This is a genomic window from Legionella stuttgartensis (assembly GCF_977063405.2).
The window spans coordinates 277,123-301,755 of the sequence record NZ_CDRUHA020000057.1 but is presented as its reverse complement, the minus strand read 5'-3'; the positions used below and the strand labels follow the sequence as shown (position 1 = coordinate 301,755).

The following is a 24,633-nucleotide window of genomic DNA, read 5'->3' as shown; positions in this document are numbered from 1 at the left end:
CTGATTCCATCTCGAACTCAGAAGTGAAACGAGCCCGCGCCAATGATAGTGTGAGGTTTCCTCATGTGAAAGTAGGTCATCGCCAGGGTTTTATTCTTAAAAAGCGGCTTCGAGCCGCTTTTTTTTTCAACAATGAAATCTTCCATAAAAACCATGAATAGTGCTTGGAGGCTTTAAGTTCTTTTTCCACGAACCACTAGAACTTAGATTCATGCTTGAATAATTTATTATTTAATTTCCTTCAGTTACGTGTTTCCCCATGGGGTTTATAATTGATTTTTATTTGACTTTAGTTTAAGTTAATTTTATTTAAGGATAGGTTGTAGTTTATGTTAGTCCAACGAATTTTGGATTTTATTGAAACTCTAGAAAAGGAAAGTACGCTCACTCAATGTGATAAGAAGCTACGCGAATGTCTTGCAGATCGCTTTTCTAAATGTAAGCCAACTGATACGTTAGCTCAGGATGATTTGCTTTTTCTTCTCACCTGTTATAAAACTCGGTGGGAAGCGATTGTTGATAACGATGATTATATGCTTAATCCTTCAGCGCTCAATCAATATTGGATTGATTTAGCTCGAGAACTTGGTCCAGTGGTAGAAATTAATTATTTAAAAATATTGATACCAACTTTGACTAATGAAAAGGATTTAAATGATTTTTCGTCGCTTAATGAAACGGTTAATCTTTTTAATTTTTATCTTGGTTTTGGTGATAATACTTTATATAGAAAACTAAGCTTTTGTAAACACTTAGAAAAATGGCAATTTGAATTATCGACATACAGATCTGAGAAAAAGTTAAGCGTTGTTACAATAGATGAATTAGCACGTTTAAAATTGTGTAAGCAAACCACAAGGGAAGTAAGCGTAGACTCCGAAATTTTCAAAAACTTTTGGGATCTGATGCGTAAAAAAGTTTTTGTTAATTTAAGAGCACATGGCCGTATGCCTATAGCCTTGTTACCTCACTTAATGGAATTAGTTGAGCGATACTTTTATTTGCAATCGAATAAAGTGGAATTTACAGAATTCAAAAAAGAGATAAAAAGTTTTTTCCATCGTTTATATGAATACGAACTAGTGGATGTGAATTTCTTGTATGGCTCAAAAATTAAATATAAACAAAATGAAGAATACTTATTGGATGTATTTATCGCCCTTCATACTGCAAAGGATTATTCTGAGTTGGAGTATGAAATAAAAGCATTAACCAAATGGTTATTTAAATATAACTCAGATTTAAAAGCTACAAGTAAAGAATTAGAGCCTGTTTACCAAGAGTTATCAGAGGTTATCGAAGAAGACCAAACTTCATTTGATAAAACGGATGCTTTTATAAATTGTTGTAAACTAATTGTTTCGCTATTCACCACTCAATTCGAGCTATCTATTCTCTGTACGCGACAAACCTCTAGTCTATGGGATAAAGAAAATACGGTATTTCCAGAGGCCTATACCATTCTTACTGTGTTGTTGCCATTCGTTGCAGCAAATAAACCTAAAGCTTTGGAAGCGGCGTATGAAGATATTATCCGCGATCTTGTTAGTCCTTCAAAAAAAGATACAGGCTGGTTTTCATGCTTTACACGTCATAAACCAACAGTTAAATGGTTAGAGCTTGTGCAAAAATGTAAATTAAATGAACTTGGCGTTTATTGGTTTGAACCGGAGCGCTTGTTTAATGCCCTAATCCTTTTTAAAACAAATAATGAGTCTGTAAAGACTCGGACTCATCAATTTTTAGATGACATAATCCAAACTTATGCGCAAGATGAAAATGAGCTCATGAAGCAATTTAGAGTCAATGTCCTATTCACTGAATTTCTAAATGGACTTAGCGAACATCATCGAACCCATTTGTTGAGATTAATTAAACTGTGTGATCTAGACATGGCAAAATCGCGATTTCTTATTAACTGTAGTAAGCATATCAACAAACAGGTATCCAAATTATGTCAAGGCCTGGAAAGTTCCTCACCATCCTTTTTTCCTATGTCTCCAAAAAGAGATAAGGTGGAATTTTTTAAGTTCTCTGAAGTAAAAGATGTTCAATCAATGATAGTAAATTATAAAAACCAATGGTCTCAACTAACTCTTGAACCGAGGAAAATGGATAAAATAAGTGATTATTTATTTAATATAAGTCAGCCGATTTTAAGCATCGCCCAAAAAGAAAATGCTAAAAAGTGCAGTCGGCCAATACTTGATTATATTGGTCAATATAACTAGTTTTATTTATAACCGTACCCAAAATTCTTTATATTGCTTTAGATGCAAGTCTTCTTTATGTCCAGAGGGGAGTTTAGTTGGGTATTGGTATGCAAAAACTGGATAAAGTAGAAGAAAGAAAAAAACTGGTTATGAAAGACCTCTAGTCAATGAATTAAAATGAATTAAGAGGATAAAGAAACGTGGTAGTGGCAGTTTATCTGAGCTTCAGCGTGCCTAGTCTAGCAGTATATTTTATTTATGCCTCATGTTCGATGCTGTTAATGGCTAAGTAGGTTTTAGGTGTATTGTCCACAAAGCCTGATGAAATTTTCATATCGTTTTTCCGAAATTAAACCCTCTTCTTTTGCCTTAATGATAGCGCAATGTGGCGTATCTTTATGAGTACAATTTCGAAATTTGCATTCTGACAAATAGGGTCTAAATTCGGGATAACCTCGTGCGATTTCAGTGGCATCTATGTGCCATAAACTAAACTCCCTTACTCCCGGTGAGTCTATTAAAGCACCGCCACTTGGCAAATGATAGTATCGTGAGTTGCTGGTTGTATGTCTACCTAATTCAGATAATTCAGAAATTTCATTTACGGAGATATTTTGTTCGTGAGGCAAAATACTTGAAATAATCGATGACTTACCCACTCCGGATTGGCCTACGAACACGCTGATTTGATGATTTAATATGTGTTTGAGTTGTTCTAAACCCTCAGCAGAGTTTTTATTTGTTAGTACTATAGGATAATTAAGTGTTCCATAATCCATGCATAATTGTTCTTTGAGACGGTCACATGGTAAATCAGTTTTATTTAATAGAATTACTGCCTGTAAGTGTAGTGTTTCTGCCATAACTAAATAGCTATCAAGTAACGGCCAAGATATTTCTGGTTTCGGTGCGATGACAATAATGAGTTGCGTAATATTGGCAGCGACAGGTTTTATAAGCCCCGAGCTGGTTGGTTTTGCCAAGACACTACTCCGAGGATAAAGGCTAACCACTACTCCTTGCTTGATTCCTTCAGATTGCCAAATGACCTTATCTCCTGCTACCAGTGTCTCTAAATTGGGCCTAATAGAGCAACGTATGTGCCTCCCCTTGATGTCTTCTAGTTCAACGTGTTTACTAAAGCGAGTAATGACTAATCCATCAGCCAGATCATCATGATTTTTTCTATTCACATGATAATTTTGTTGAATTTTTTCAATACGGGCAGATTGTTGTTTACTAATACGTCTTTTACTCATAGTTCAGATCTATAATATAATGATTAAAAATATTCTTAGCTCGAAAGAAAAATTAAGGCTAAATAATCATACAGTATGAAGGTAAATGAAATTTAATGAAAGTCTACTTAGTGGGTGGTGCTGTACGCGATGAATTATTGAATCTTCCAGTAAAAGAACGTGATTGGGTTGTTGTCGGCTCCAATCCGGATGAGTTATTGGAAAAAGGATTCAGACAAGTTGGTCGAGATTTTCCTGTTTTTTTGCATCCGAAAACCAATGAAGAATATGCTTTGGCGCGAACAGAAAGAAAATCTGCGCCAGGATATTATGGTTTTTCCTGTAATTTCAGTAAAACGGTAACCTTAGAGGAAGATTTAGCACGCCGTGATTTAACCATTAATGCAATGGCTCGAGATGAACAAGGACAGCTTATTGATCCATATCATGGACTGAAGGATTTAGAAGCTAAGATACTCCGTCACGTATCTCCAGCCTTTGTTGAAGATCCAGTCCGTGTACTGCGTATTGCTCGTTTTGCAGCACGCTTTCATCATTTAGGTTTTAAATTGGCTGATGAAACACGTTCATTGATGTATACAATGGTTCAACGAGGTGAGTTGGCTCACTTGGTCGCTGAACGCGTTTGGCAAGAATGGCAAAGAAGTTTAGAAGAACAAAATCCTGAACAATTTATAATTACTTTACGCTCCTGTGATGCCTTGCGGGTAATTTTACCTGAAATTGATCGGCTGTTCGGCATCCCTAATCCATATCGTTATCATCATGAAGTAGATAGTGGTGTTCATACTTTGTTGGTTTTGCAAGCGGCGGTAACTTTAACCAAAGATCCTGTGATCCGATTCGCTGCATTGGTACATGATTTGGGTAAAGGTTTATCGCCTATGCACAATTGGCCAAGCCACCATGGCCACGAAGAGCGTGGTGTTGGCATTGTTGATGCCTTGTGCTTTCGATTACGAATTCCCAATGATTATCGCGCTCTAGCAATTATGGTTTCGCGAGTTCATTTGAACATCCACCGATTATTTGAATTGAAAGCGAGTACTATAGTGAAGATTTTGGAGCAAAGCGATGCATTTCGCCGTCCACAACTCTTCTATAATATGTTAATTGCATGTGAATCAGATGCAGCAGGTTGTGGTCGAGCTATTGAGTATCGACAAAGTAAATTATGGAGCTATTTGCTTACTGAATGTGCTAAAGTGAATAGCCAAGCGATCATCGCAGAAGGTTATAAGGGTGAAGCAATTAAACACACCCTACATCAAAGACGAGTGGCTTGTGTAGAATTGATATTAAACTCCTGGGAAACAAATGAAAAATAATCAAAATTTAATTTGGATAGATTTGGAAATGACAGGACTTGAGCCTGAAAAAGATAGGATCATCGAAATTGCAACAGTGGTGACCGATCCACATTTAAATATAATTGCTGAAGGCCCCGTTTTTGCTATTTCTCAATCTAAGGTGTTGCTCGATGGTATGGACTCCTGGAATACCCGGCAACACGGCCAATCCGGTTTAGTTGATCGGGTTTTACAAAGTCAAATCAGCGAAGCGCAAGCCGAGCAGTTAACCATTGATTTTTTAAAACAGTATCTTGATAAAGGTAAGTCGCCAATGTGTGGTAATAGTGTGTGTCAGGATAGGCGATTTCTTTATAAATACATGCCAGAACTAGCTGCATTTTTTCATTATCGAAATTTGGATGTGAGCACATTAAAAGAATTAGCTATTCGTTGGCGGCCTGAATTGTTAAATGGTGTTATTAAAGAATCAAAACACCTTGCCCTGGACGATATTAAAGACTCTATTGCAGAGTTGGTATATTATCGTCACCATTTTATAAATTTGTTGGATGTAAAAAAATGATACAGAGAGAGCGACTGGAATTACCTAATGATGCAGACAAGTTATTGCTGCATTCATGTTGTGCACCTTGTTCAGGTGAGGTCATGGAAGCGCTTATTAGTTCAGAAATTAATTTTACTATCTTTTTTTATAATCCGAATATTCACCCTATTCAAGAATATGAAATTAGAAAAAACGAAAACATTGGTTTTGCGCAAAAACATAATATTCCATTCATTGATGCTGACTATGATAAGGATAATTGGTTTGCTCGTGCGAAGGGTCTAGAATGGGAACCTGAGCGTGGCAAGCGATGTAGCATGTGTTTTGATATGCGTTTTGAGCGCACAGCCTTGTATGCTTACGAACATGGTTTTCCTATAATCAGCAGTTCTTTGGGAATTTCACGCTGGAAAGATATGAATCAAATTAATGATTCTGGAGTTCGTGCGGCAAGCAAATACCCTAATCTTGTGTACTGGACTTATAATTGGCGAAAAAATGGAGGTTCCGAACGCATGTATGAAATTGCCAAGCGTGAAGAATTTTATAAACAAGAATATTGTGGGTGTGTGTATTCTTTACGTGATACGAATGCATGGCGTAAGCAAAAAGAACGTAATCGAATAAAAATTGGCATTAACTATTATTCTGAAGAGCAAAAAGAAGATCAAAAAAACGAAGGAACGTTATGAGCACGCATTCTCACGGTGATTCACATCATCATCACCACCATCATGGACCAAATAATGCTACGGCGACTTATGATAAAGCCTTTATCATTTCCATAATCGCGAACGGCATTTTTGTAATTATACAAATTGTTTTTGCTTATTTATCACATTCGACCAGTTTATTGGCTGATGCGTTTCACAATTTAGGCGATGTTTTAGGTTTGGTATTAGCTTGGATTGCTACCGTACTTATGAAACGTGCGCCCACTATGAAAGCGACCTATGGCTTAAAAAAAATATCCATACTCTCAGCATTGGCCAATGGAATCTTGTTAGTTTTTACATGCGGCATTATCGCCACAGATGCGGTCTATAAGCTGTTTTCACCCTCTGAAGTTCAAGCTTTATCGGTTATGATTGTCGCAGGAATAGGTATCGTAATTAATTCCGCTACTGCTTTATTATTTGCACATGGTTCTGACGATTTAAATATTAGAGGAGCTTATTTACATTTATTTTATGACGCCTTGGTTTCAGTAGGTGTTGTTTTGTCAGCCGCCTTATTGTACTGGACTGGTTGGCAATGGATAGATCCTGTGGTTGGTTTATTGATCGCCTTGGTGATACTCAAAGGTACTTGGGCTTTATTTGCGGGTAGTTTCAGATTAATTATTGATGGTGTTCCTGATAATATTTCTTGGACCGCCGTGAGCGATTTTTTATTAAGCAAACCAGGGGTTAAAGGTTTTCATGATTTACATATTTGGGCAATGAGTACCCAAGAAAATGCGATGTCGGTTCATTTGCATATGCCTGATGACATGCTTTCCGATGGATTAAGAGCTGAGTGGGTCGAACAGTTACGTCAAGAATTTAATATTCAGCATGTAACTATTCAGGTGGAAAAGACCAATACTGATTGTAATGACGCATGCCATCATCCAAAGTTTTTATAGAAAATAAATTGATTGGCGTGACGCTTGGGATTTAATTGTTAATGAAAATTAGCGTTACACCCAATCAAGAATTTTATACAAAATCAGCACCAGCCCCTATAATTGCATTAACCTGCTAAACTATAAGACATATGACATCTCTTAGTAGGAAAAAGAGAATGGATAAGTCTTCTGAGAATAATGAAACATTCTCTGATCCATTGTTAGATTGTTTAGTAATTTTAACTATGCTAAATCATCGCCCTTTGTCTGCAGATGTACTTCGAGCTGGATTGCCTCTGGAAAATAATAGATTTACACCCGCCTTATTTGTACGTGCAGCGGAACGAGTTGGATTCTCGGCACGTATAGTGAAACGATCCCTTCATCATATTTCAAAATTAGTTTTACCGGTTGTGTTGCTTTTAAAAAATGATCAGGCATGCATATTAAATAAGATCATTGATTCAGGAACAGTCGAACTTATTTTGTCGGATCATGGCGGAGGTGTTCAACAAAAATCATTAGATGATTTGGAAGAAAGTTATATTGGACATGCCATATTTATTGCTCCTGTTTTTAAATATGAAACACGTGCTGAAGCAACTGCAACAGAAAAAATAGACAAGCTTTCCTGGTTCTGGAGTACTTTATCTCGTTATCGATATATTTATATGCAAGTCGTCGTTGCAGCATTCATAGTTAATCTTTTTAATCTGGTTATGCCCTTATTTATAATGAATGTATATAACCGCGTCATTCCTAACAATGCCAATGTGACGTTATGGGTACTCGTTATAGGGGTTTTGATAATTAATTTTTTTGATTTCATTTTAAGACTATTACGCGGGTATTTAATTGATGTGAGTGGAAAAAAGGCGGATGTTGTGATGGCAAGCACTTTATTCCAACAAGCAATGAGTATCCGCTTAATGAATAAACCCAACTCTGTAGGTGCTTTTGTAAATAATTTGCGTGAGTTTGAAGTGCTTCGAGATTTTTTTACCTCCGCAACACTAACTACAATTATCGATTTACCCTTTGTTGTTTTGTTTTTCGTGCTTATCGCGTATTTAGGCAGCTGGCTTGTACTGGTTCCTCTTATTGTAGTGCCGCTTATCTTACTTGCTGCATATCTTATTGAGAAACCAATGCGTGAAGCGGTATTAAAATCATTGCAAGGGGCAATGCAAAAACATGCATTATTAGTTGAAACAGTTACGGCTATTGAAACGGTTAAATCGTTAAATGCTGAAGGCCAAATGCAAAAAAAATGGGAACAATATGTTGGTACTACCGCACGAGATTCACTAAAAATGCGATATTTCTCTAATTTGATCATCACGATTACTAATTACGGTCAAGGGTTTATTACCGTGGGTATGATTGCTTTAGGTGTATACATGATTGAGGAAGGCAGCATGACTTTAGGGGGATTAATTGCCACAAATATTTTAGCGGGACGAATTTTAGCACCTCTTTCTTCATTAGCAGGAATTTTAACTCGGTTGCAGCAAGCCAAGTTATCATTGGAAAATCTGAATTGTTTGATGTCATTGCCTGTTGAGCGTCCAGAAGATAAGCGTTTTTTGCATCTGCCCAAAATAGAAGGAACAATAGAATTCGATAAAGTCAGTTTTCAATATCCTGGGCAACAAATCCTGGCACTTGATCAAGTTTCTTTTAAAATCAAGGCAGGGGAACGGGTAGCCATTATTGGACGTATTGGTTCGGGTAAAAGTACTATTCAACGATTAATTCTTGGTTTATATCAACCCAAGGAGGGCAATATTTATATAGACGGGGTTAACATAGAGCAACTAGACCCTGTCGATTTAAGGAAGAACATGGGCTTTGTTCCTCAAGATAGCATGTTATTTTATGGAACCGTACGAGATAATATTTCTATGGGAATGCCTTGGGCTGATGATGCAGCAATTATCAATGCAGGTTATCTTGGTGGTGTTGACCGATTTGTAAATCATCATCCAGAAGGATTTGATATGATGGTTGGCGAGAGAGGGGAAGGCTTATCAGGAGGACAACGCCAATCTATTGCCTTGGCTCGTGGACTATTATCTGATCCACCGATTTGGTTATTTGATGAGCCAACCAGTGCCATGGATATGGCTACAGAACAAGAAACGATTCAGCGCTTATTAACACTTAAAGAACGAAAAACCATTTTATTAGTGACACATAAAGTATCATTATTTCCTTTAGTTGAACGACTTATTATGATGGATAATGGCCATATTATTATCGATGGCCCAAAAAACGAGGTTATTGAGGTTCTGCAAAAAGCACAAGCTCTTGAGAAGCAAAAGCAGTCCCAACAGTTTTCATCTTCAATACCAAATCAGGAAGGTAAATAAATATGGCTTTGAAGAAAAATAAGAAGGATAAAAAATTTTTTTCTGAAGATGAGGATTTTATTCCTGACTCTAAAGCCGCGTTATTATCGAAAACAACAGTGGTTGCGAACAGCATTCTTTTTATTGTTTTAATGCTTATTATTTTGGGAATAGTGTGGTCTTATTTTGGAATGATAGACGATGTTGTTATCGGTGAGGGAAAAGTTATCCCTTCATCGGAAGTTAAAATTATCCAAAGCTTAGATGGCGGAATTATTAATAAAATTATGGTTCAGGAAGGGGAAATAGTTCGTCCAAACCAAATTCTGGTAACTCTAGATGATACTCGGTACAAGGCAGATTATAAAAATGGCTATCATCGATATCTTGCCCTTTCTGCCACAGTAGCCAGGCTAACGGCACAAGCTTATGGTAAACCAAGTATTCAGTTTTCTGCTGAGTTAAAAGAAAATGCTCCTGATCTCGTAGATAGAGAAAATTATTTATTTAAAACCCAACTCGATTCGCTTCATTCAGAATTGGAAAATTTACAACAATATTTAGATCTGGCTAAAGAGCACACTAAAATGTATGAGAAATTAACACTTAAGGGGTATGCATCTAAGGCGGAATACATTCGAACTAAGGAAATTATTGCAGAAATTCAACAAAAGATATTAGAGAAAAAAAATCAATATCAAAATACTGCATGGACTGAGCTCAACCAGCAAAAAGCAGAGTTAATGAGTTTGACGGACTCATTAGCTTCTTTAAAAGATAAAATGGTACGTACTCAATTAAGATCACTCGTTTATGGTGTAGTTAAAAAAATTAATATTAAAACTGAGGGAGGAGTTGTTACTCCTGGTGAAGATATTTTGGAAATTGTTCCTTTGTCAGATAAGTTACTGATCGAAGCAAAAGTAACGCCCAAAGATATCGCTTTTATTCATACCGGACAAAAGGTATCCGTTAAGATTACTGCTTATGATTATACAGTCTACGGCAGTTTAAATGGAGTTGTTACTTATATCAGTGCGGATGCAATTGAAGAATCAAATGCTAAATTATCTGGGGGAGCATCAATAACCTACTATATGATCCGTGTACAAACCGATAAAAATTATTTAGGAAATGATAAGCATAAGTTACCCATAATTCCTGGTATGACCGCCAATGTTTTTATTAAAACAGGCAAAAAAAGTGTTCTGGACTATATTCTTAAACCAATTTTTAAAGCCAAAGAGGAGTCTTTCAGGGAAAGATAAGGATTATTACCTCGTAAATTTAAAGATATTTTAATTTTAACAAGTGAAAAACGGAATTTTTTTGCATAAATCGATTTGAATAAAATTTAACCAGTAACTATACTTTAAATAATATATATGATGTTTTAAATGATACTCCCACTACTTGAAGGTATCGGTTTGTTCAGGTGTTTAATAACGTGCAGGTACTAAAGTCATGGAAGAATTAAGAACCTTGCCCGCTTGGTTTTAGGTGTTCTTATGGCTTCCACGATTACCTCCCCTAATGAAGCATTAGCTTTACTACTGAAGACGATTCGCAATAGTAATCAAGAATTAATTTTAGCGAACAAAATTACTAACTACGGTAATGGGAGTTTAAATTTATCGCTTAATTCAAATTATGGTATAGGCATTGTAGGAAATGGGAATAATAATATTTCCTTAACCGGAAATAATAATGTTCTTACAGTCGGTAATGGTAAAGATACCCTCTCCATTTTAGGTAATAATAATCTTGTAATTGTCGGAAATGGTAATGATTCGGTAACACTTTCGGGTATAAATGAAACCTTGTTTATTGGAAATGGTAATAACCTAATTAATGCCTTATCTTCTTCAGGCAAAGATGTTATTACTGCAGGTAATGGGAATAACACTTTAAATCTTGGATATGCTCATGTTGCGAGTAGCATGGTGCAGCTAAGTGCCGCAAATTTTGCAGTAACATTAGGTCAAGGCGTTAACACAGTTCATTCTTTAACGACAGGGAGTACGGTTATAAATTTGGGAAATAATAAAAATAGTGTTGATGCGGGTGTTGGTTCCTCTGTTATAACAGGAGGAAGCGGTGCGGATAAGATGACTTATGAAGCTAATCTAAACGCCGTAGCCCACGGCGGGTCGTCTATATATAACGCAGGCAAAGGGATTGATGTTTTAGAACTGAAAGTAAGCTATGGACAACTTAATTCTGCCGAATTTAAAAATAATGTCTTAGGTTTTAAAGCAGCTGTTGCTTCAGGAGCAGAAGTAAATAATTTTTACAAATTTTCTTCCATTCCATTAAGTGTTAAAGGTTTTGAACAAATAAAAATCGTTGCTGAAAATCTAGGAGCACCTAAAGCATCATTTACTCCAACTTCAGTTCGTGAAAGCACCCCTGGTGCCAAACTAGGCACCTTATCTGCAACAGACATTGATGCTAAGGATCAACACTATTGGTTAATTATGAACAATAGTGCTAACGGAGCGCCTAAGTATGTCGTGGCAAATGAAAGTACTCAAGTAATTAAGGGTTTAACCTGGTTTAATGGGGTAAATGGCCCTGAAACTCTAAAATTAGCTGCTGGCGCAGTACTTGATGATTCAACTCCAAGTATGTTACCTATTAAAGTCGCTGTAGCGGATATAGCTCAATTACAAGCAATAAAAGCCGGAACTTTACAAGTTAGCGCGTTACCGACTCATACTTACAATGTTCCTGTTACTGCGGTTCCAGTACCTCCTACCTCATTAAAGGTAACAAGTCCTGGGGGGAATGAAAATGCATCGATACCATTAAATATAAGCGCTACAACACGTTATGCTGGTGACGTATTAACCTATAAAATCACGGGGGTCCCTGCAGGTGGTTCTTTATCTGCGGGGACACATAATCAGGATGGTAGTTGGACGCTTACTGCCGCACAAATTGTTGGGTTAACTTTTAAATCCGGAGTTAATCAAGTGTCTGGTTCTGTGACTCTAAATGTAGTTGCTACTTCTACATCTCCTAAAGGTTTATCCGCAAGCATGAATCAATCAATAAAGGTTGGCGTTAATCCTGTTGCTGATGCTCCTATTTTAAGTACGCAGGCGGTTAGTGGGAATGAAAATACCGCCATACCTCTTAATATAAGCGCAAAACTTCCCGTGGGAGATACCACGGATGTGCTGTCAGTAAAGATTGGCAATGTTCCCGCTGGAGCCACTCTAAGTTCAGGAGGCATTGCTTTAATCGCTAATAGAGATGGAACTTATACGCTCAATCCGAATCAATTGCAGGATCTTGCCATTAAGTTAAATGGGCAATTATCCAGCACTACCAAGCTGGCATTAGCAATAACTGCCAAATCTATGGTAGGCACTTCAGTAGCTACTACGACGGCAACGCAAGTCGTAACCGTTAATCCCGTCGCCGATACTCCTATCTTGACTACTCATTCGGTTTCTGGAAATGAAGGTGCTGCAATACCCCTTAACATAAGCGCATTACTTCCCGCAGGAAATACCACGGATGTGTTGTCAGTAAAGATTGACAATGTACCTGCTGGAGCGACTTTAAGTTCAGGAGGAATTGCTTTAGTAGCCAATAGAGATGGAACTTATACCCTCAATGCGAGCCAATTGAAGAGTCTTGCCCTTACCTTAAATGAACAATTATCCAATACCACCAATATTGCTTTAGCAATAACCGCTAAAGCTGTAGTCGGAACTTCAGTTGCTACGGCGAAGGCTACACAAGTTGTGACCATTAAACCGGTTGCCGATACCCCTATCTTAGAGACGCATTCGGTCTCTGGGAATGAAGGTGCTGCAATACCTCTTGATATCACTGCGTTACTTCCCTCAGGAAATACTACAGATGTGCTGTCGCTAAAGATTAGCAATGTTCCTGCTGGAGCGATCTTAAGTTCTGGGGGGACTACTTTGGTTGCTAATACTGATGGTACTTATACGGTTAACGCGAGCCAATTGCAGAATCTTGCCCTTACCTTAAATGGACAATTATCCAGTACCACCAATATTGCTTTAGCAATAACTGCTAAATCTTCTGTCGGAGCTTCAGTTGCCATTGCAACAGCAACACAAGTAGTAACCGTTGTCCCGGTTGCCGATACTCCGACTATAACCACACAACCGGCTAGTGGGAACGAAGGTTCTGATATACCTCTTGATATCACTGCGTTACTACCCGCAGGAAATACAACCGATGTGCTGTCCGTAACGATTTCTAATGTCCCTAGCGGAGCGACCTTAAGTTCAGGGGGGACTGCGTTGGTCCCTAATACGGATGGGACTTATACACTCAGTCCGAGCCAACTGGAGGAGCTTACCATTAAGGTAACTGAACAACTTGCCAGCACAACCGATCTTTCATTAACCGTCACGGCCAAATCTAGGGTAGAAAATTCAGTCGCGACTGCGACCGCAACACAAGTAGTAACCGTTGTCCCGGTTGCCGATACTCCGACTATAACCACACAACCGGCTAGTGGGAACGAAGGTTCTGATATACCTCTTGATATCACTGCGTTACTTCCCGCAGGAAATACCACCGATGTGTTGTCCGTAACGATTTCTAATGTCCCTAGCGGAGCGACCTTAAGTTCAGGGGGGACTGCGTTGGTCCCTAATACGGATGGGACTTATACACTTAGTCCGAGCCAACTGGAGGAGCTTACCATTAAGGTAACTGAACAACTTGCCAGCACAACCGATCTTTCATTAACCGTCACGGCCAAATCCAGGGTAGAAGATTCAGTCGCCACTGCGACCGCAACACAAGTAATAACCGTTGCCCCGGTTGCTGATACCCCGACCTTAACAACACAAACAGCTAGTGGGAGCGAAGGTTCTGCAATTCCTCTTAATATCACTGCATTACTACCCGCAGGAAATACCACCGATGTGCTTTCCGTAACGATTTCTGATGTCCCTACCGGCTCAACTTTAAGTTCTGGAGGAACAGTTTTGGTCGCTAATACGGATGGGACTTACACACTCAGTGCGAGCCAATTGGCAAATCTTACCATTACGGTAAATGAACAATTGGCCAGCACAACCGATCTTTCATTAACCGTCACGGCCAAATCCAGGGTAGAAGATTCAGTCGCCACTGCGACCGCAACGCAAGTAATAACCGTTGCCCCGGTTGCTGATACCCCGACCTTAACAACACAAACAGCTAGTGGGAGCGAAGGTTCCGCAATTCCTCTTAATATCACTGCATTACTACCCGCAGGAAATACCACCGATGTGCTTTCCGTAACGATTTCTGATGTCCCTACCGGCTCAACTTTAAGTTCTGGAGGAACAGTTTTGGTTGCTAATACGGATGGGACTTACACACTCAGTGCGAGCCAATTGGCAAATCTTACCATTACGGTAAATGAACAATTGGCCAGCACAACCGATCTTTCATTAACCGTCACGGCCAAATCTAGGGTAGAAGATTCAGTCGCCACTGCGACCGCAACGCAAGTAATAACCGTTGCCCCGGTTGCTGATACCCCGACCTTAACAACACAAACAGTTAGTGGGAGCGAAGGTTCTGCAATTCCTCTTGATATCACTGCGTTACTCCCCGCAGGGAATACCACAGATCTGCTGTCCGTAACTATTTCTAATGTCCCTACCGGCTCGACCCTAAGTTCTGGGGGGACTGCGTTGGTCGCTAATACGGATGGGACTTATACACTCAGTGCGAGCCAATTGGCAAATCTTACCATTACGGTAAATGGGGACTTAACTGGCACCACCGATCTTGCATTAGGTGTAACGGCTTATTCCACTGTAGAAAATTCAGTAGCCACTGCGACAGCTACTCAACTAGTTACCGTTACTCCAAATGCTTCGGGAGCTCTAAGTTCTGGAGCTGATGGCTCAACCGTGACCTCAGGTACGACAGATGGTTCAACTACCGCAGGTACGATAACGACAGGTTCAACGATAACAACGACAGATGGTTCAGCTACCGCAGGTACGATAACGACAGGTTCAACGATAACAACGACAGATGGTTCAACTACCGCAGGTACGGTAACGTCAGGTTCAACGATAACAGCGACAGATACTTCAACTGCGACAGCGGCAAATACTTCAACTGCGACAGCGGCAGATACTTCAGCTGCGACAGCGGCAAATACTTCAGCTGCGACAGCGGCAAATACTTCAGCTGCGACAGCGGCAGATACTTCAGCTGCGACAGCGGCAGATACTTCAACTGCGACAGCGGCAGATACTTCAACTGCGACAGCGATAGATATTTCAACTGCGACAGCGATAGATACTTCAACTGCGACAGCGATAGATAGTACAACTACGACCGTAACAAATAGCTCACTAGCCTCTGGGGGTGATGGAGCAAGTTCTGGACCGGTGATTCTTGAGCAAATTGTTGGAACTGGGATAGTGGATACATCCTATACCTCTTTTGATTCGAATGTGTCTGTTCCCACAATTGATTTAACTCAACAAGATAGTATTTTAGATGTAAGTGCACAAAGTGTTTTAAGTGTGACTGCTTCTGATAGTAGTTCAACTGTGACAGCAGTAGACAGTTCAACTGTGACAGCAGTAGATAGTTCAACTGCGACAGCAGTAGATAGTTCAACTGCGACAGCAGTTAGTTCCATTGCGACGGCAGATAGTTCGATTGCAACAGCAGATAGTTCAACTGCACTAGTTGCTGGCCAAACAGCTGCGACTCTATCATTACAAGGAACATATACAGATATAGGTATAGGTGGTGTAGAAGTAAATCATACCCTGGCCTAATTCAATGGCTTGCGTGAGTAGCGTAGTTTAAATCGGCATTAACAGTTAGAAGGCTAATCAGCCTTCTTTCTCTTTATGGCTGAAAAAGCAGTTCCATTGCTAAACATAAATCTAAATTTCTTTTGTTACTAAGGTTAAACCCTGTTTATAGCTTCTACAAGCAAGCGTTTCTTCGCCAAGTTTTTCATGTAACTCCCCTTGAGCTTCATAGGCTAAAGCGGTAGGCTCTATCTCATTTGATTTTTCAAGATAATATTTGGCTTTCCCCCACAATTTTCGTTTCATGCAGATTTGACCCAAGCATAAATAAAGTGCCGCTGAATGGGCATTTTTTTTCAGTAATCCTTCGGCAAAAGCAAGTTGTTTTTCATCGATTGGTAATAGGCTATAAAGCCCAATCAATTGGGGACTGAGATCTTTGCGTAGCGCACGTCGTAATAGTTCATTTGCATTAGTAAAATCCGCATTTTTTAACAAGAAACGGACGTATTCCGCAATGATATTCGGCTCATTAATTAAAGCTTTAGGTAATGAATGAAAGAAGGTCTTCACCGGCTCGAGTTGATTTTGTTTTGCAAGATCAATAAGACGCTGTAAATAAGCATTATACTGTAGTAATTCAAATTCTTGTGGATTTATAACCTGATATTTTTTTAAGTCAGGCAGGATTTGAATGAGTTGTGGCCAGTCTTTTACTTCTTGATAAAGTTGCATTATAAGTTTTAAAACATAAGGATGGCGTGGGGCTATATCATGTAAGTGCTTCAGTGTCGCCAGGGCTTGTTCCCATTGATGATTTGCTAGTTGCAATTCCGCTTGGGTTAATTCCACGGCAATTTTAGCCTCAGGCATGGAGTGTTGCGCTTCACGTAGATAATCATCGCGTAATTGATTGTCCCCCATTTTTTGGGCGGCTCGTGCGGCAGTTAAATAATTAAGTAAAGGTGTATCAGTATTCGGTAAGGCTTGAATCAAATGATTTTTGGCTTTTAACCAATATCCTTCACTGTATTCAATTAATCCTTTTCTCGTAATTGCTTGTGCTTTTTGATTAAGTCTTTTCGAATGCCATTGAGCTAAGGTGCTTGGCGTATGAGAAATTTTCTGACATAAACGTAAAAGAAGATACATGAAAAGGAACAAAATAATGATGCTAAAGACAGCTACCCATAGAGTAGTTTCTATGGTCCATTGGTTTATAGCAATTAATACATAGCCTGGGTCTTTATTGAGTTGAATGCCTAAGGCCACGGAACCTAGTAAAATCAAGAAAGCCAAGAGAATACGCATCATTATTGATTTCCTCCTTGTCCGTCAGATTGAGTCCCTGGAGTCTTTTTTGTTTCAATCAATTCATTGAGCATCGGGAGTGCAGATCCCATTGCTGGTCGTTTTTGGGTTACATTCTTTTGTTGTAACTCAGTCAGTTTTTTGATTAAAGCAGCCGTGTTTGGCATGTTTTCATTAAAATGCATTTTAAGACTATTAATCGCTTGTTTTAGAACCAGTTGATAAACAAAGGGCTCATTATTAAGAACAGCCCACTGTGCTTCTTGGAGATTCAGTCGGAGTTTCTCTTTAAGTAATGCCTCAAATAACGGAGAAACCAAGGGTTCAATTCCTTGATCATGTCGTCGAATGACCACAAGTTTTTCCAGTGCATTTAAACTGCCTTGTAATCGTACTTTCCAGCTAGACGAATCATTTGATGGAGGCGTGCTATTTTCTGATGAGGAGGTATTTCCTTTTATCGGTAAAGGGATGCTCAGATCATTAATGCTATTTTGTGCTGCATCCAACTGACTCAGCAATCCGGCAATATCAACTGTGGGGAGGGCTTGAATTTGGGCTATATCTTTAGCTATTGCTTGTCTGATATTTAAAATTTTTGGATCGTTTAGTTGCTTTAATAGCTGATCTGATTGTTCCAGTAATGCTATTGTTGCATCGCTTTCATTGCTCCAGTGGGCATTGATTTGTGCTAATTCAAGATAATAGCGGGCCTTTAGGAGAAGCCAATCCTGATTTTGATAAAACTTTTGTTGCATGGCATTTTGTATTTGTTTGCTTAAATTTTCAAATTTTGCTTGCCACTGTGTTTGTATTTCTTCGGTCTTATTTTCTCGGGTGTTAGTGTGTTCTTCAGCTTGGACTTGGCTTTGCTCCAATTGTTGTAACTGGGTGGTAAAACTATTTTGCGTTTTACTTAATTGATGTTCCAGTTGATGATTCTTAAAAACAGTGTAAGCAGCAACACCTAGCGCTACTAATGCAACAACAAATGCTAAGATAGGTATTAGGTATTGATTTTTACACACTGGAGAATTACGTGTGGATTTCGTCTTTTCATTTGGCGAAGTAAGGGGTGTTCTTTTAACTTTTTGTACTTGTTCTTCGTTGCTGCTGGCCATAAGTTAATCCTTGTTTACGTAATCAAACAATGCATTTATTATTTGATTAGGGTTACAAACCTTAATATTTTTTATATTCATTGTTGAGGCAACCTGAGCCAGGCGCTCGCTAATTAGGAGCCATTTTTTATTACGGAGCCATTCCTGGGCCTCTTTTTCAAACAGTTTAAAAAGGTTATGCAGAGACTGTTCGCTTGTTAACAGTATAATGTCCACTAAATCATCGCGCCATATCGACTCAAGCAATTTCCGGCTAATTTGAGGAATAACCCTTTGATATACTTTAAGAGTAATCAGGTTCGCTCCTCGTTGTATTAATTGCTCCTCAATAAGCGGTCTGCCTCCTTCTCCCTTAAATAGTAGCACGTTTTGTTTGGCTGGTTGTTGTAATGTGTTTAATGCCAGTAAATGTTCACTGTCAGGTATATTGGGGATTGCGTGGACTTGGATGCCAAATTTTTGCAGTGCTGCAGCACTACCTTGACCGATTGCAATGACATGAATTGAAGAGGGCCATTTAATATGTTGCCTGTTTAATTGAGTAAAACAGTAATGAACCGCATTGGCGCTAATGAAAATGGCTTGGTCAACTTTGTTTAAGTCCGGTAATAGATTGAGCCAATCATTGTTTGTTGCTCTGATCTCTAGAGCAGGTAGTGCAATTACGACCCCTCCCACTTTGTGAATGCTTTGACTCAACTGCTGTGCCTGGTCTTGTGGACGAGTATTTAAAACTCGTAAACCGTGTAATGAGCGACTCATTTTGATACAGATGCAAGAAGGTTTGCTGCTCCTTGCGCTAGCAACGATTGGGCGCAAAGTTCAGCCAAGTGTGTTGCCTGCTCCAATGAGCCCATTTGCACGCTCTTAATAATTTGCGCGCCATCAGGAGTCAGAACTTTTGCTTGTAAAGAAAGCTGGTTGTTTTCTATTGGTACACAAAAAACTGCCAAAGGGACATGACAATTACCTCCCAAGAGGGCATTGACCTTTCGCTCTGCATGCACACAAATAGATGATACGGGATCATTAAGTTCGGCAACTAGCGCATGCATTTCGTGATCGTCAGTTCTACATTCGATTGCTAAAGCGCCTTGCCCACATGCAGGAAGCATTATTTGGGCGGATAGTTGTTCCTTTACGACATCGGTAAATCCCATGCGCTCAAGACCTGCCGCAGCAAGAATAATTGCTTGATACTCTCCTGACTTGAGCTTCTCAAGTCGAGTATTGATATTTCCTCTTAAGGACTTAACATTCAAATCTGGTCTGTAGGCTAATAATTGTGATTGCCGTCTAAGACTTGAGGTCCCAACAATAGAATGCGCAGGAAGTGTCTGTAAATCGGTATGTTGGTAGCTGACAAAGACATCAAATGGATTGTCCCTTTTGCAGATGGCTGCCAAACTGAGTCCTTCAGGAAACTCTGCGGGCATATCTTTTGAAGAGTGAACAGCAAAATCAGCTCTTTTGTCCAGCAAAGCTTCTTCAAGCTCTTTGACAAATAGACCCTTGCCGCCAACAGCGAGAAGTTTGTCCTTGATGAACTTATCTCCAGAGGTACTCATTGGTAATAGTTCAATCTGTAAATTCGGCCATTTATTTAACAATAAATCCCGGACATGATTGGCTTGCCACAAAGCCAAAGGGCTTTGACGGGTTGCTATACGTAGGGTTCTTGAGTACATATGATACTGCATTTTGGAGAGCATGCAGTATCATACTATGTTCATTACACAGATGCACGTACAGAAAGAGCGATAAAAATGTAAGTCCATCCATTTACAATCATATCAATAGCAATGAACATTCCTATAACCCATAAGCCACTAATTGGCCATTGCATGATGATTAATACACCCAGAATAATGGCAATAATTCCGGCAAATAATAGCCAACCCCAACCTTTGGCGTTTTTTAAAGAAAAGGCAAGAATGATTCGTGTGATGCCAATAACAATTAGAACACCCGCTAAGAGTGCAGTAATTAACGTAGATGCTAAAAAGGGATCATACAGAACAACACCAGCACCAATTAGATATAAAACAGCAATTATGGTTTGCCAGAAGATACCACTCCAGTCCCGATGTTTAAAAATATCAATAAAATGGGAGATCGCGGAAATAATTAATAAGACAGCAAAAAAATACATGCTAACTAAGGTTAAGCCAATAACCATGCTCAAGCCAATACAACCTAGAAAAACAAGTAATAGCCCTAACCCCAAAAGCCAACCCCAATTTCGTCTTAAAGTGTCTGGAGTGTATATCTCTTTTGTATTTGCCATATCCTTTCCTTATTTTAATACATCCGTACTCAATAATACTCATTAAAATATACCCTAGTTTTCAAAGAGTTGTCGAATAGAGTTGTAATTGGTTCTGGTTTGTCTGCCTGTAACCTAGGTGAAGCGCAGTGTACCGGGATCCATTTAGGTCACCCTAAAACTAGGGCCTCCTGGACCACCCCGGGGGCGTAGGTAAAGATGTGACCAGGCGAAAGGGCTTCGCCTGGTCTACAATAAAGGAGATTATTTATAATTATCGTAAAGAGCATAAGGTTTTTGTTTATAATAAGCCCAATAACGATCTCCATATGACCAATGCCAATATTCGTGACCATAATTAACGAAGCCTACCGTTTCTAAGACTTGACTCATGATTTGGCGATTTTTTTTTGCTTCGTGGGTAATAATTTCTGAGGCAGTTAATGACAGAGATCCATCTAAGTCTTCCATCCAATCTTTAGGATGAATTCCCATATCAATGGCCGTGCCTTGTTCATTGATTAAATAAACATCAATTGCAGCGCCTGTCGAATGAGGTGGTATATTGGGTGAACCATCCAAGTTGGTCACTGGGGAGACCAGGCGGGTTGTTTCAATAAAAATCTCTTCAGATGACCAATCGGGATGTTTATTTTTAACTTTTTCATAACGTGTGTCAAAAAGCAATTTTTGTAATGCCAGACTTCGATAACTTTCATACAAGCAAAAACTTAATCCTTGGGGTAATAGGGATTGGGCTTGGTTTAATTTCTCATAAACCGTTTTTCGCATTTTTGTGTAATCAGTATTATTCGGTATTTCTGGAGACGGGCCATAGCTGATTTCAGGATAATTGATTAAATCAATCATCGGATCGTGATTATCAATCACCGGAATGGCAACTATTTTAGGATCGGCAATGAGCAAAATAGGAGCGTGTATGGGGAAGTCTGACATTTCAAATCCTTATAGCTTATTTTTTGCCATAGAAGCGAATGCTTCTGCTGCATTTTTTCTGCTTTCTTCAATAGTTTGATCTTTGATATGGGTGGCAATCATCCAAGAGTACCCAAAAGGATCTTTAATTAGTCCAGCACGATCACCCCAAAACATGTCCTCTACCGGCATAAGTATTTGACCCCCAGCCGCAACCGCTTGTTGAAAGAACGAGTCTACATCAGAAACATATACAAAAAGTGTGATTGGTGATTTTCCATGAGTTTCAGCACTTTTGGAACAATGTTCTCCTTCCATTTCATCACCCATCATAATAATGGAGTTACCAATTTGAATCTGTGCATGCATTATGCCTTTCCCATCTAAGGAAGGAAAAATCTGCAGCGCTTTAGCATGAAATGCTTGTTTATAAAATTCAATTGCTTTTGCACAATTTTTAAAAGTAAAAGATGGTGTTACCGTATGAAAACCTTCAGGAATTGCTTGGACCATGGTTTTAGCTCCTCAATTTTTTGACGATTCATTATAGTTTGAAGATTGTTTCCTGGATACAAAATGATTTTCCTTTTATTTGGTTTTGATCCTGCTGGAAAAAAAACTCACTTCTAGGTATCATCCTAAATTATTATCATGAGGTGTATGGGCATGAGGTTGCAGTTTTTAATATTATTTTTTTGTTGTTCATTTGTGTTGTATGCAAGTGATGAATCGCAGCAACGAGAAATTCAATTAAGAATTCAACCTGTAGGAAAGGTAACCGTCCAAGGTCAGACTCAGACAGATAATAAAGCAGTTAGTAATGTAGAGACCAAAGAATCCGGACATGAAACATACCATCAATATTGTATTGTTTGTCATCGAGACGGTCTTGCGGGAGCGCCAAAATTTAGAAACGAACAGGATTGGAAACCGCGATTAGTCAAGAGAGAATTAAATGATTTACTTGCTTCTTCAATAAAAGGTTTAAATGCTATGCCTGCAAAAGGAACGTGTATTAAATGCAATGATGAGGATCTTAAGGCTGCTATATCCTATATGTTGCCAAAATCATGAGAAAACTTACTTATAAAAAAATTCAAACCTTCAATGCAATGCTAACCGTGTTTGTATTATTTGCTTCGTTCTACTTTCAATATGTTGTTGGCCTTATTCCTTGTCCCTTATGCATCATGCAGCGCGTTTGTGTCTTTTTGTTGTTGGCAGTTATGGGCTTAAGCTTTCAAACTTTAAAAAAAGCGCACATTATCAGCTTGTTGCAAATCATTATTTCGTGTGCCGGCTTATTTTTTGCGATACGTCAATTATGGTTACAGTCTTTACCTGCTGGAGAAGCACCTGCGTGTATGCCCGGCCTGGATGTTTTAATTCGTTATTTCCCTTGGCAAACGGTGGTAAAAACTTTATTTTGGGGGAGCGGTGATTGTGCTGAGGTGAGTTGGCGGATGTTAGGAATCTCAATGCCTGGGTGGAGTGCTCTATACTTTTTATTCATGGCACTCATGGGATGTTTCTTGTTCTGGCATACTCGACGAAGTGCGCTTCAGGAAGAGTTGAGCTGAGGTAAAGTGAAGCAGAAACTAGGTTAAGTCGTTTCATTCATTCACTAAAATCAAGGAATCATCTTTATTCTTTTCAGCTTCATGAGAACCTAAATTGTTTTTGAAGTATTGAACTGCAGATTTTGGCTAACAGTAGCAGGGTCGCATTCTTGTCCTATTGGGGATAAATATGATTTGGGCTGAGTTGTTTCCGGATGTGCGAAGCGAAGCATCTGATTTTTAAAATGAACAATACGAGCGGCTGATTCTGGTGATTGAGATAAAGTGATTTTTTGCAATAATTCCAGCAATACATGCCGTGGCTGGTGACAGATGATCAACATATCACAACCTGCGTTAAGAGCTTCCTCCGTCCGGGTCATTAAATTGCCAATATCGGCGCCAGTCATGCTTAAGCAATCGCTTAAAATCAAACCTGTGAATTCCAATTCATGACGTAATATTTCCTGCAACCAAATGCTTGAAAAGCCAGCGGGTTTATTTGCATCAACTGCCTTATAAGTTACGTGCGCGGGCATGATAGCGCTAAGTAACCCTTTGTTGATCAGCTCGATAAACGGTTTTAAATCTTTGTTTTTCAACTCATCCATCGAGGTAAGAGATACGGGCATTGTACTATGTGAGTCGCCACTCACCGAACCGTGTCCTGGAAAATGTTTGGCAACTGCGGGCATGCCAGCGGCATTCATTCCTTCAATAAAAGCCCCTGCTAAAGCAACAATTACATCAGGATTATGGTGAAAAGCTCGATCTAGGCGTGCAATAATAAGACTTTTATCATGTAGGTCAAGGATCGGAGCAAGGCTTAAATCTACACCGCAAGTTTGTAGATCTTTGGCCATAATTTCGCCGTATTGTCGTGCAAGTTTGATGCCGACTTCCGGATTAAGATCATATGCATCCCCATAAACACGAGGAGCAGGCAAAGCACGAAATCCCTGACGCAAAAAGCGTTGCACAAAACCCCCTTCATGATCGGTAGTTATAAAAATATGGGGATTGATTTCGCGGATTTCATCAATTAAAAGTTCCAGCTGTTGTGGACTTGAAAAGTTACGAGTGAACAAAATCACGGAACCGATTAAAGGATGTTTTATGATTTCCCGTTCAATATCTGAAAGTTCAGTACTTTCTATATCGATCATGAATAAATTAGAATTTGAACTGGGCATACATATATATCCTTTTTAGAATTTTGGATGAATAGGATCATGCTTCCATAGATTTTGCGCATGATATCATAAATTAGAGTTCTTTCGAAACTTACTGGAGTGGCAAATTGTTTCGTTGATTAGGGGTGGATCCTCATCAATTCCAGGTATAATCTGGTTTTTTACGCTACTTCTTATCGGTCTATTGTTTA

Annotated in this window: 19 protein-coding genes and 1 rRNA gene; 11 read left to right on the top strand and 9 right to left on the bottom strand. The window is 39.1% G+C overall.

The window, feature by feature from the left end:
• Both rrf and ACWTEW_RS16770 read left to right on the top strand, forming a co-directional pair.
• A 5S ribosomal RNA gene (rrf, locus tag ACWTEW_RS16775) occupies positions 1-88 on the top strand; the annotation flags it as partial.
• Between the two features lie 241 nt (positions 89-329).
• Complete coding sequence (locus ACWTEW_RS16770) at positions 330-2,231, top strand: hypothetical protein (protein ID WP_454782795.1); 1,902 nt, start codon at positions 330-332, stop codon at positions 2,229-2,231.
• 278 nt (positions 2,232-2,509) lie between these two features.
• Here ACWTEW_RS16770 and rsgA read toward each other — a convergent pair whose 3' ends face one another.
• Positions 2,510-3,472, bottom strand: a complete 963-nt coding sequence (rsgA, locus tag ACWTEW_RS16765; RefSeq protein WP_454782794.1) for a small ribosomal subunit biogenesis GTPase RsgA — start codon at positions 3,470-3,472, stop codon at positions 2,510-2,512.
• A gap of 95 nt (positions 3,473-3,567) precedes the next feature.
• On the opposite strand from rsgA, the gene ACWTEW_RS16760 reads away from it, so the two are divergent.
• The 7 genes from ACWTEW_RS16760 (at position 3,568) to ACWTEW_RS16730 (ending at position 16,077) form a co-directional block, all read left to right on the top strand.
• Positions 3,568-4,800 (top strand): multifunctional CCA addition/repair protein, encoded by a 1,233-nt coding sequence (locus ACWTEW_RS16760; protein ID WP_454782793.1) that lies wholly within the window; start codon positions 3,568-3,570, stop codon positions 4,798-4,800.
• The gene (orn, locus tag ACWTEW_RS16755) at positions 4,790-5,347 is read left to right on the top strand and encodes an oligoribonuclease (protein WP_454782792.1); all 558 of its coding nucleotides are present in this window, start codon (positions 4,790-4,792) and stop codon (positions 5,345-5,347) included. Before ACWTEW_RS16760 ends, orn begins: the two co-directional genes overlap by 11 nt.
• Positions 5,344-6,021 (top strand): epoxyqueuosine reductase QueH, encoded by a 678-nt coding sequence (locus ACWTEW_RS16750; RefSeq protein WP_454782791.1) that lies wholly within the window; start codon positions 5,344-5,346, stop codon positions 6,019-6,021. The genes orn and ACWTEW_RS16750 overlap by 4 nt, the downstream gene beginning before the upstream one ends.
• On the top strand, positions 6,018-6,956 hold the full coding sequence (locus ACWTEW_RS16745; RefSeq protein ID WP_454782790.1) for a cation diffusion facilitator family transporter: 939 nt from the start codon (positions 6,018-6,020) through the stop codon (positions 6,954-6,956). The genes ACWTEW_RS16750 and ACWTEW_RS16745 overlap by 4 nt, the downstream gene beginning before the upstream one ends.
• 158 nt (positions 6,957-7,114) lie before the next feature.
• Positions 7,115-9,310, top strand: coding sequence for a type I secretion system permease/ATPase (locus ACWTEW_RS16740; protein ID WP_454782789.1), 2,196 nt, complete (start codon positions 7,115-7,117; stop codon positions 9,308-9,310).
• A gap of 2 nt (positions 9,311-9,312) precedes the next feature.
• The gene (locus ACWTEW_RS16735; RefSeq protein WP_454782788.1) at positions 9,313-10,557 is read left to right on the top strand and encodes an HlyD family type I secretion periplasmic adaptor subunit; all 1,245 of its coding nucleotides are present in this window, start codon (positions 9,313-9,315) and stop codon (positions 10,555-10,557) included.
• A gap of 240 nt (positions 10,558-10,797) precedes the next feature.
• Complete coding sequence (locus tag ACWTEW_RS16730) at positions 10,798-16,077, top strand: beta strand repeat-containing protein (RefSeq protein WP_454782787.1); 5,280 nt, start codon at positions 10,798-10,800, stop codon at positions 16,075-16,077.
• Between the two features lie 111 nt (positions 16,078-16,188).
• On the opposite strand, the gene ACWTEW_RS16725 is transcribed toward ACWTEW_RS16730, so the two are convergent.
• From ACWTEW_RS16725 to ACWTEW_RS16695, 7 genes are all read right to left on the bottom strand, one after another.
• On the bottom strand, positions 16,189-17,370 hold the full coding sequence (locus ACWTEW_RS16725; RefSeq protein ID WP_454782786.1) for a heme biosynthesis HemY N-terminal domain-containing protein: 1,182 nt from the start codon (positions 17,368-17,370) through the stop codon (positions 16,189-16,191).
• The gene (locus tag ACWTEW_RS16720) at positions 17,370-18,488 is read right to left on the bottom strand and encodes a uroporphyrinogen-III C-methyltransferase (protein WP_454782785.1); all 1,119 of its coding nucleotides are present in this window, start codon (positions 18,486-18,488) and stop codon (positions 17,370-17,372) included. Before ACWTEW_RS16720 ends, ACWTEW_RS16725 begins: the two co-directional genes overlap by 1 nt.
• 3 nt (positions 18,489-18,491) lie before the next feature.
• Complete coding sequence (locus ACWTEW_RS16715; RefSeq protein WP_454782784.1) at positions 18,492-19,250, bottom strand: uroporphyrinogen-III synthase; 759 nt, start codon at positions 19,248-19,250, stop codon at positions 18,492-18,494.
• A complete protein-coding gene (hemC, locus tag ACWTEW_RS16710) occupies positions 19,247-20,176 on the bottom strand; it encodes a hydroxymethylbilane synthase (RefSeq protein ID WP_454782783.1) in 930 nt (309 codons plus the stop codon). Before hemC ends, ACWTEW_RS16715 begins: the two co-directional genes overlap by 4 nt.
• 44 nt (positions 20,177-20,220) lie before the next feature.
• A complete protein-coding gene (locus ACWTEW_RS16705) occupies positions 20,221-20,775 on the bottom strand; it encodes an HdeD family acid-resistance protein (protein ID WP_454782782.1) in 555 nt (184 codons plus the stop codon).
• Positions 20,776-21,018: 243 nt separating this feature from the next.
• Positions 21,019-21,711: a M15 family metallopeptidase gene (locus tag ACWTEW_RS16700; RefSeq protein ID WP_454782781.1), complete on the bottom strand. Its 693-nt coding sequence runs from the start codon at positions 21,709-21,711 to the stop codon at positions 21,019-21,021.
• Positions 21,712-21,720: 9 nt separating this feature from the next.
• Entirely contained in the window at positions 21,721-22,203 is a 483-nt protein-coding gene (locus ACWTEW_RS16695) for a VOC family protein (RefSeq protein ID WP_454782780.1), read from the bottom strand.
• A gap of 153 nt (positions 22,204-22,356) precedes the next feature.
• Between ACWTEW_RS16695 and ACWTEW_RS16690 the strand changes: the two genes are divergently transcribed.
• Positions 22,357-22,764: a c-type cytochrome gene (locus ACWTEW_RS16690; RefSeq protein WP_454782779.1), complete on the top strand. Its 408-nt coding sequence runs from the start codon at positions 22,357-22,359 to the stop codon at positions 22,762-22,764.
• On the top strand, positions 22,761-23,270 hold the full coding sequence (locus tag ACWTEW_RS16685) for a disulfide bond formation protein B (RefSeq protein WP_454782778.1): 510 nt from the start codon (positions 22,761-22,763) through the stop codon (positions 23,268-23,270). The genes ACWTEW_RS16690 and ACWTEW_RS16685 overlap by 4 nt, the downstream gene beginning before the upstream one ends.
• Before the next feature lie 89 nt (positions 23,271-23,359).
• On the opposite strand, the gene nagZ is transcribed toward ACWTEW_RS16685, so the two are convergent.
• Complete coding sequence (nagZ, locus tag ACWTEW_RS16680) at positions 23,360-24,442, bottom strand: beta-N-acetylhexosaminidase (protein ID WP_454782777.1); 1,083 nt, start codon at positions 24,440-24,442, stop codon at positions 23,360-23,362.
• Positions 24,443-24,633: the final 191 nt, after the last annotated feature.

Coding starts and splice junctions, on each gene's coding strand:
- ACWTEW_RS16770 (WP_454782795.1), top strand. CDS start 330: ATGTTAGTCCAACGAATTTTGGATTTTATTGAAACTCTAGAAAAGGAA.
- rsgA (WP_454782794.1), bottom strand. CDS start 3,472: ATGAGTAAAAGACGTATTAGTAAACAACAATCTGCCCGTATTGAAAAA.
- ACWTEW_RS16760 (WP_454782793.1), top strand. CDS start 3,568: ATGAAAGTCTACTTAGTGGGTGGTGCTGTACGCGATGAATTATTGAAT.
- orn (WP_454782792.1), top strand. CDS start 4,790: ATGAAAAATAATCAAAATTTAATTTGGATAGATTTGGAAATGACAGGA.
- ACWTEW_RS16750 (WP_454782791.1), top strand. CDS start 5,344: ATGATACAGAGAGAGCGACTGGAATTACCTAATGATGCAGACAAGTTA.
- ACWTEW_RS16745 (WP_454782790.1), top strand. CDS start 6,018: ATGAGCACGCATTCTCACGGTGATTCACATCATCATCACCACCATCAT.
- ACWTEW_RS16740 (WP_454782789.1), top strand. CDS start 7,115: ATGGATAAGTCTTCTGAGAATAATGAAACATTCTCTGATCCATTGTTA.
- ACWTEW_RS16735 (WP_454782788.1), top strand. CDS start 9,313: ATGGCTTTGAAGAAAAATAAGAAGGATAAAAAATTTTTTTCTGAAGAT.
- ACWTEW_RS16730 (WP_454782787.1), top strand. CDS start 10,798: ATGGCTTCCACGATTACCTCCCCTAATGAAGCATTAGCTTTACTACTG.
- ACWTEW_RS16725 (WP_454782786.1), bottom strand. CDS start 17,370: ATGATGCGTATTCTCTTGGCTTTCTTGATTTTACTAGGTTCCGTGGCC.
- ACWTEW_RS16720 (WP_454782785.1), bottom strand. CDS start 18,488: ATGGCCAGCAGCAACGAAGAACAAGTACAAAAAGTTAAAAGAACACCC.
- ACWTEW_RS16715 (WP_454782784.1), bottom strand. CDS start 19,250: ATGAGTCGCTCATTACACGGTTTACGAGTTTTAAATACTCGTCCACAA.
- hemC (WP_454782783.1), bottom strand. CDS start 20,176: ATGTACTCAAGAACCCTACGTATAGCAACCCGTCAAAGCCCTTTGGCT.
- ACWTEW_RS16705 (WP_454782782.1), bottom strand. CDS start 20,775: ATGGCAAATACAAAAGAGATATACACTCCAGACACTTTAAGACGAAAT.
- ACWTEW_RS16700 (WP_454782781.1), bottom strand. CDS start 21,711: ATGTCAGACTTCCCCATACACGCTCCTATTTTGCTCATTGCCGATCCT.
- ACWTEW_RS16695 (WP_454782780.1), bottom strand. CDS start 22,203: ATGGTCCAAGCAATTCCTGAAGGTTTTCATACGGTAACACCATCTTTT.
- ACWTEW_RS16690 (WP_454782779.1), top strand. CDS start 22,357: ATGAGGTTGCAGTTTTTAATATTATTTTTTTGTTGTTCATTTGTGTTG.
- ACWTEW_RS16685 (WP_454782778.1), top strand. CDS start 22,761: ATGAGAAAACTTACTTATAAAAAAATTCAAACCTTCAATGCAATGCTA.
- nagZ (WP_454782777.1), bottom strand. CDS start 24,442: ATGCCCAGTTCAAATTCTAATTTATTCATGATCGATATAGAAAGTACT.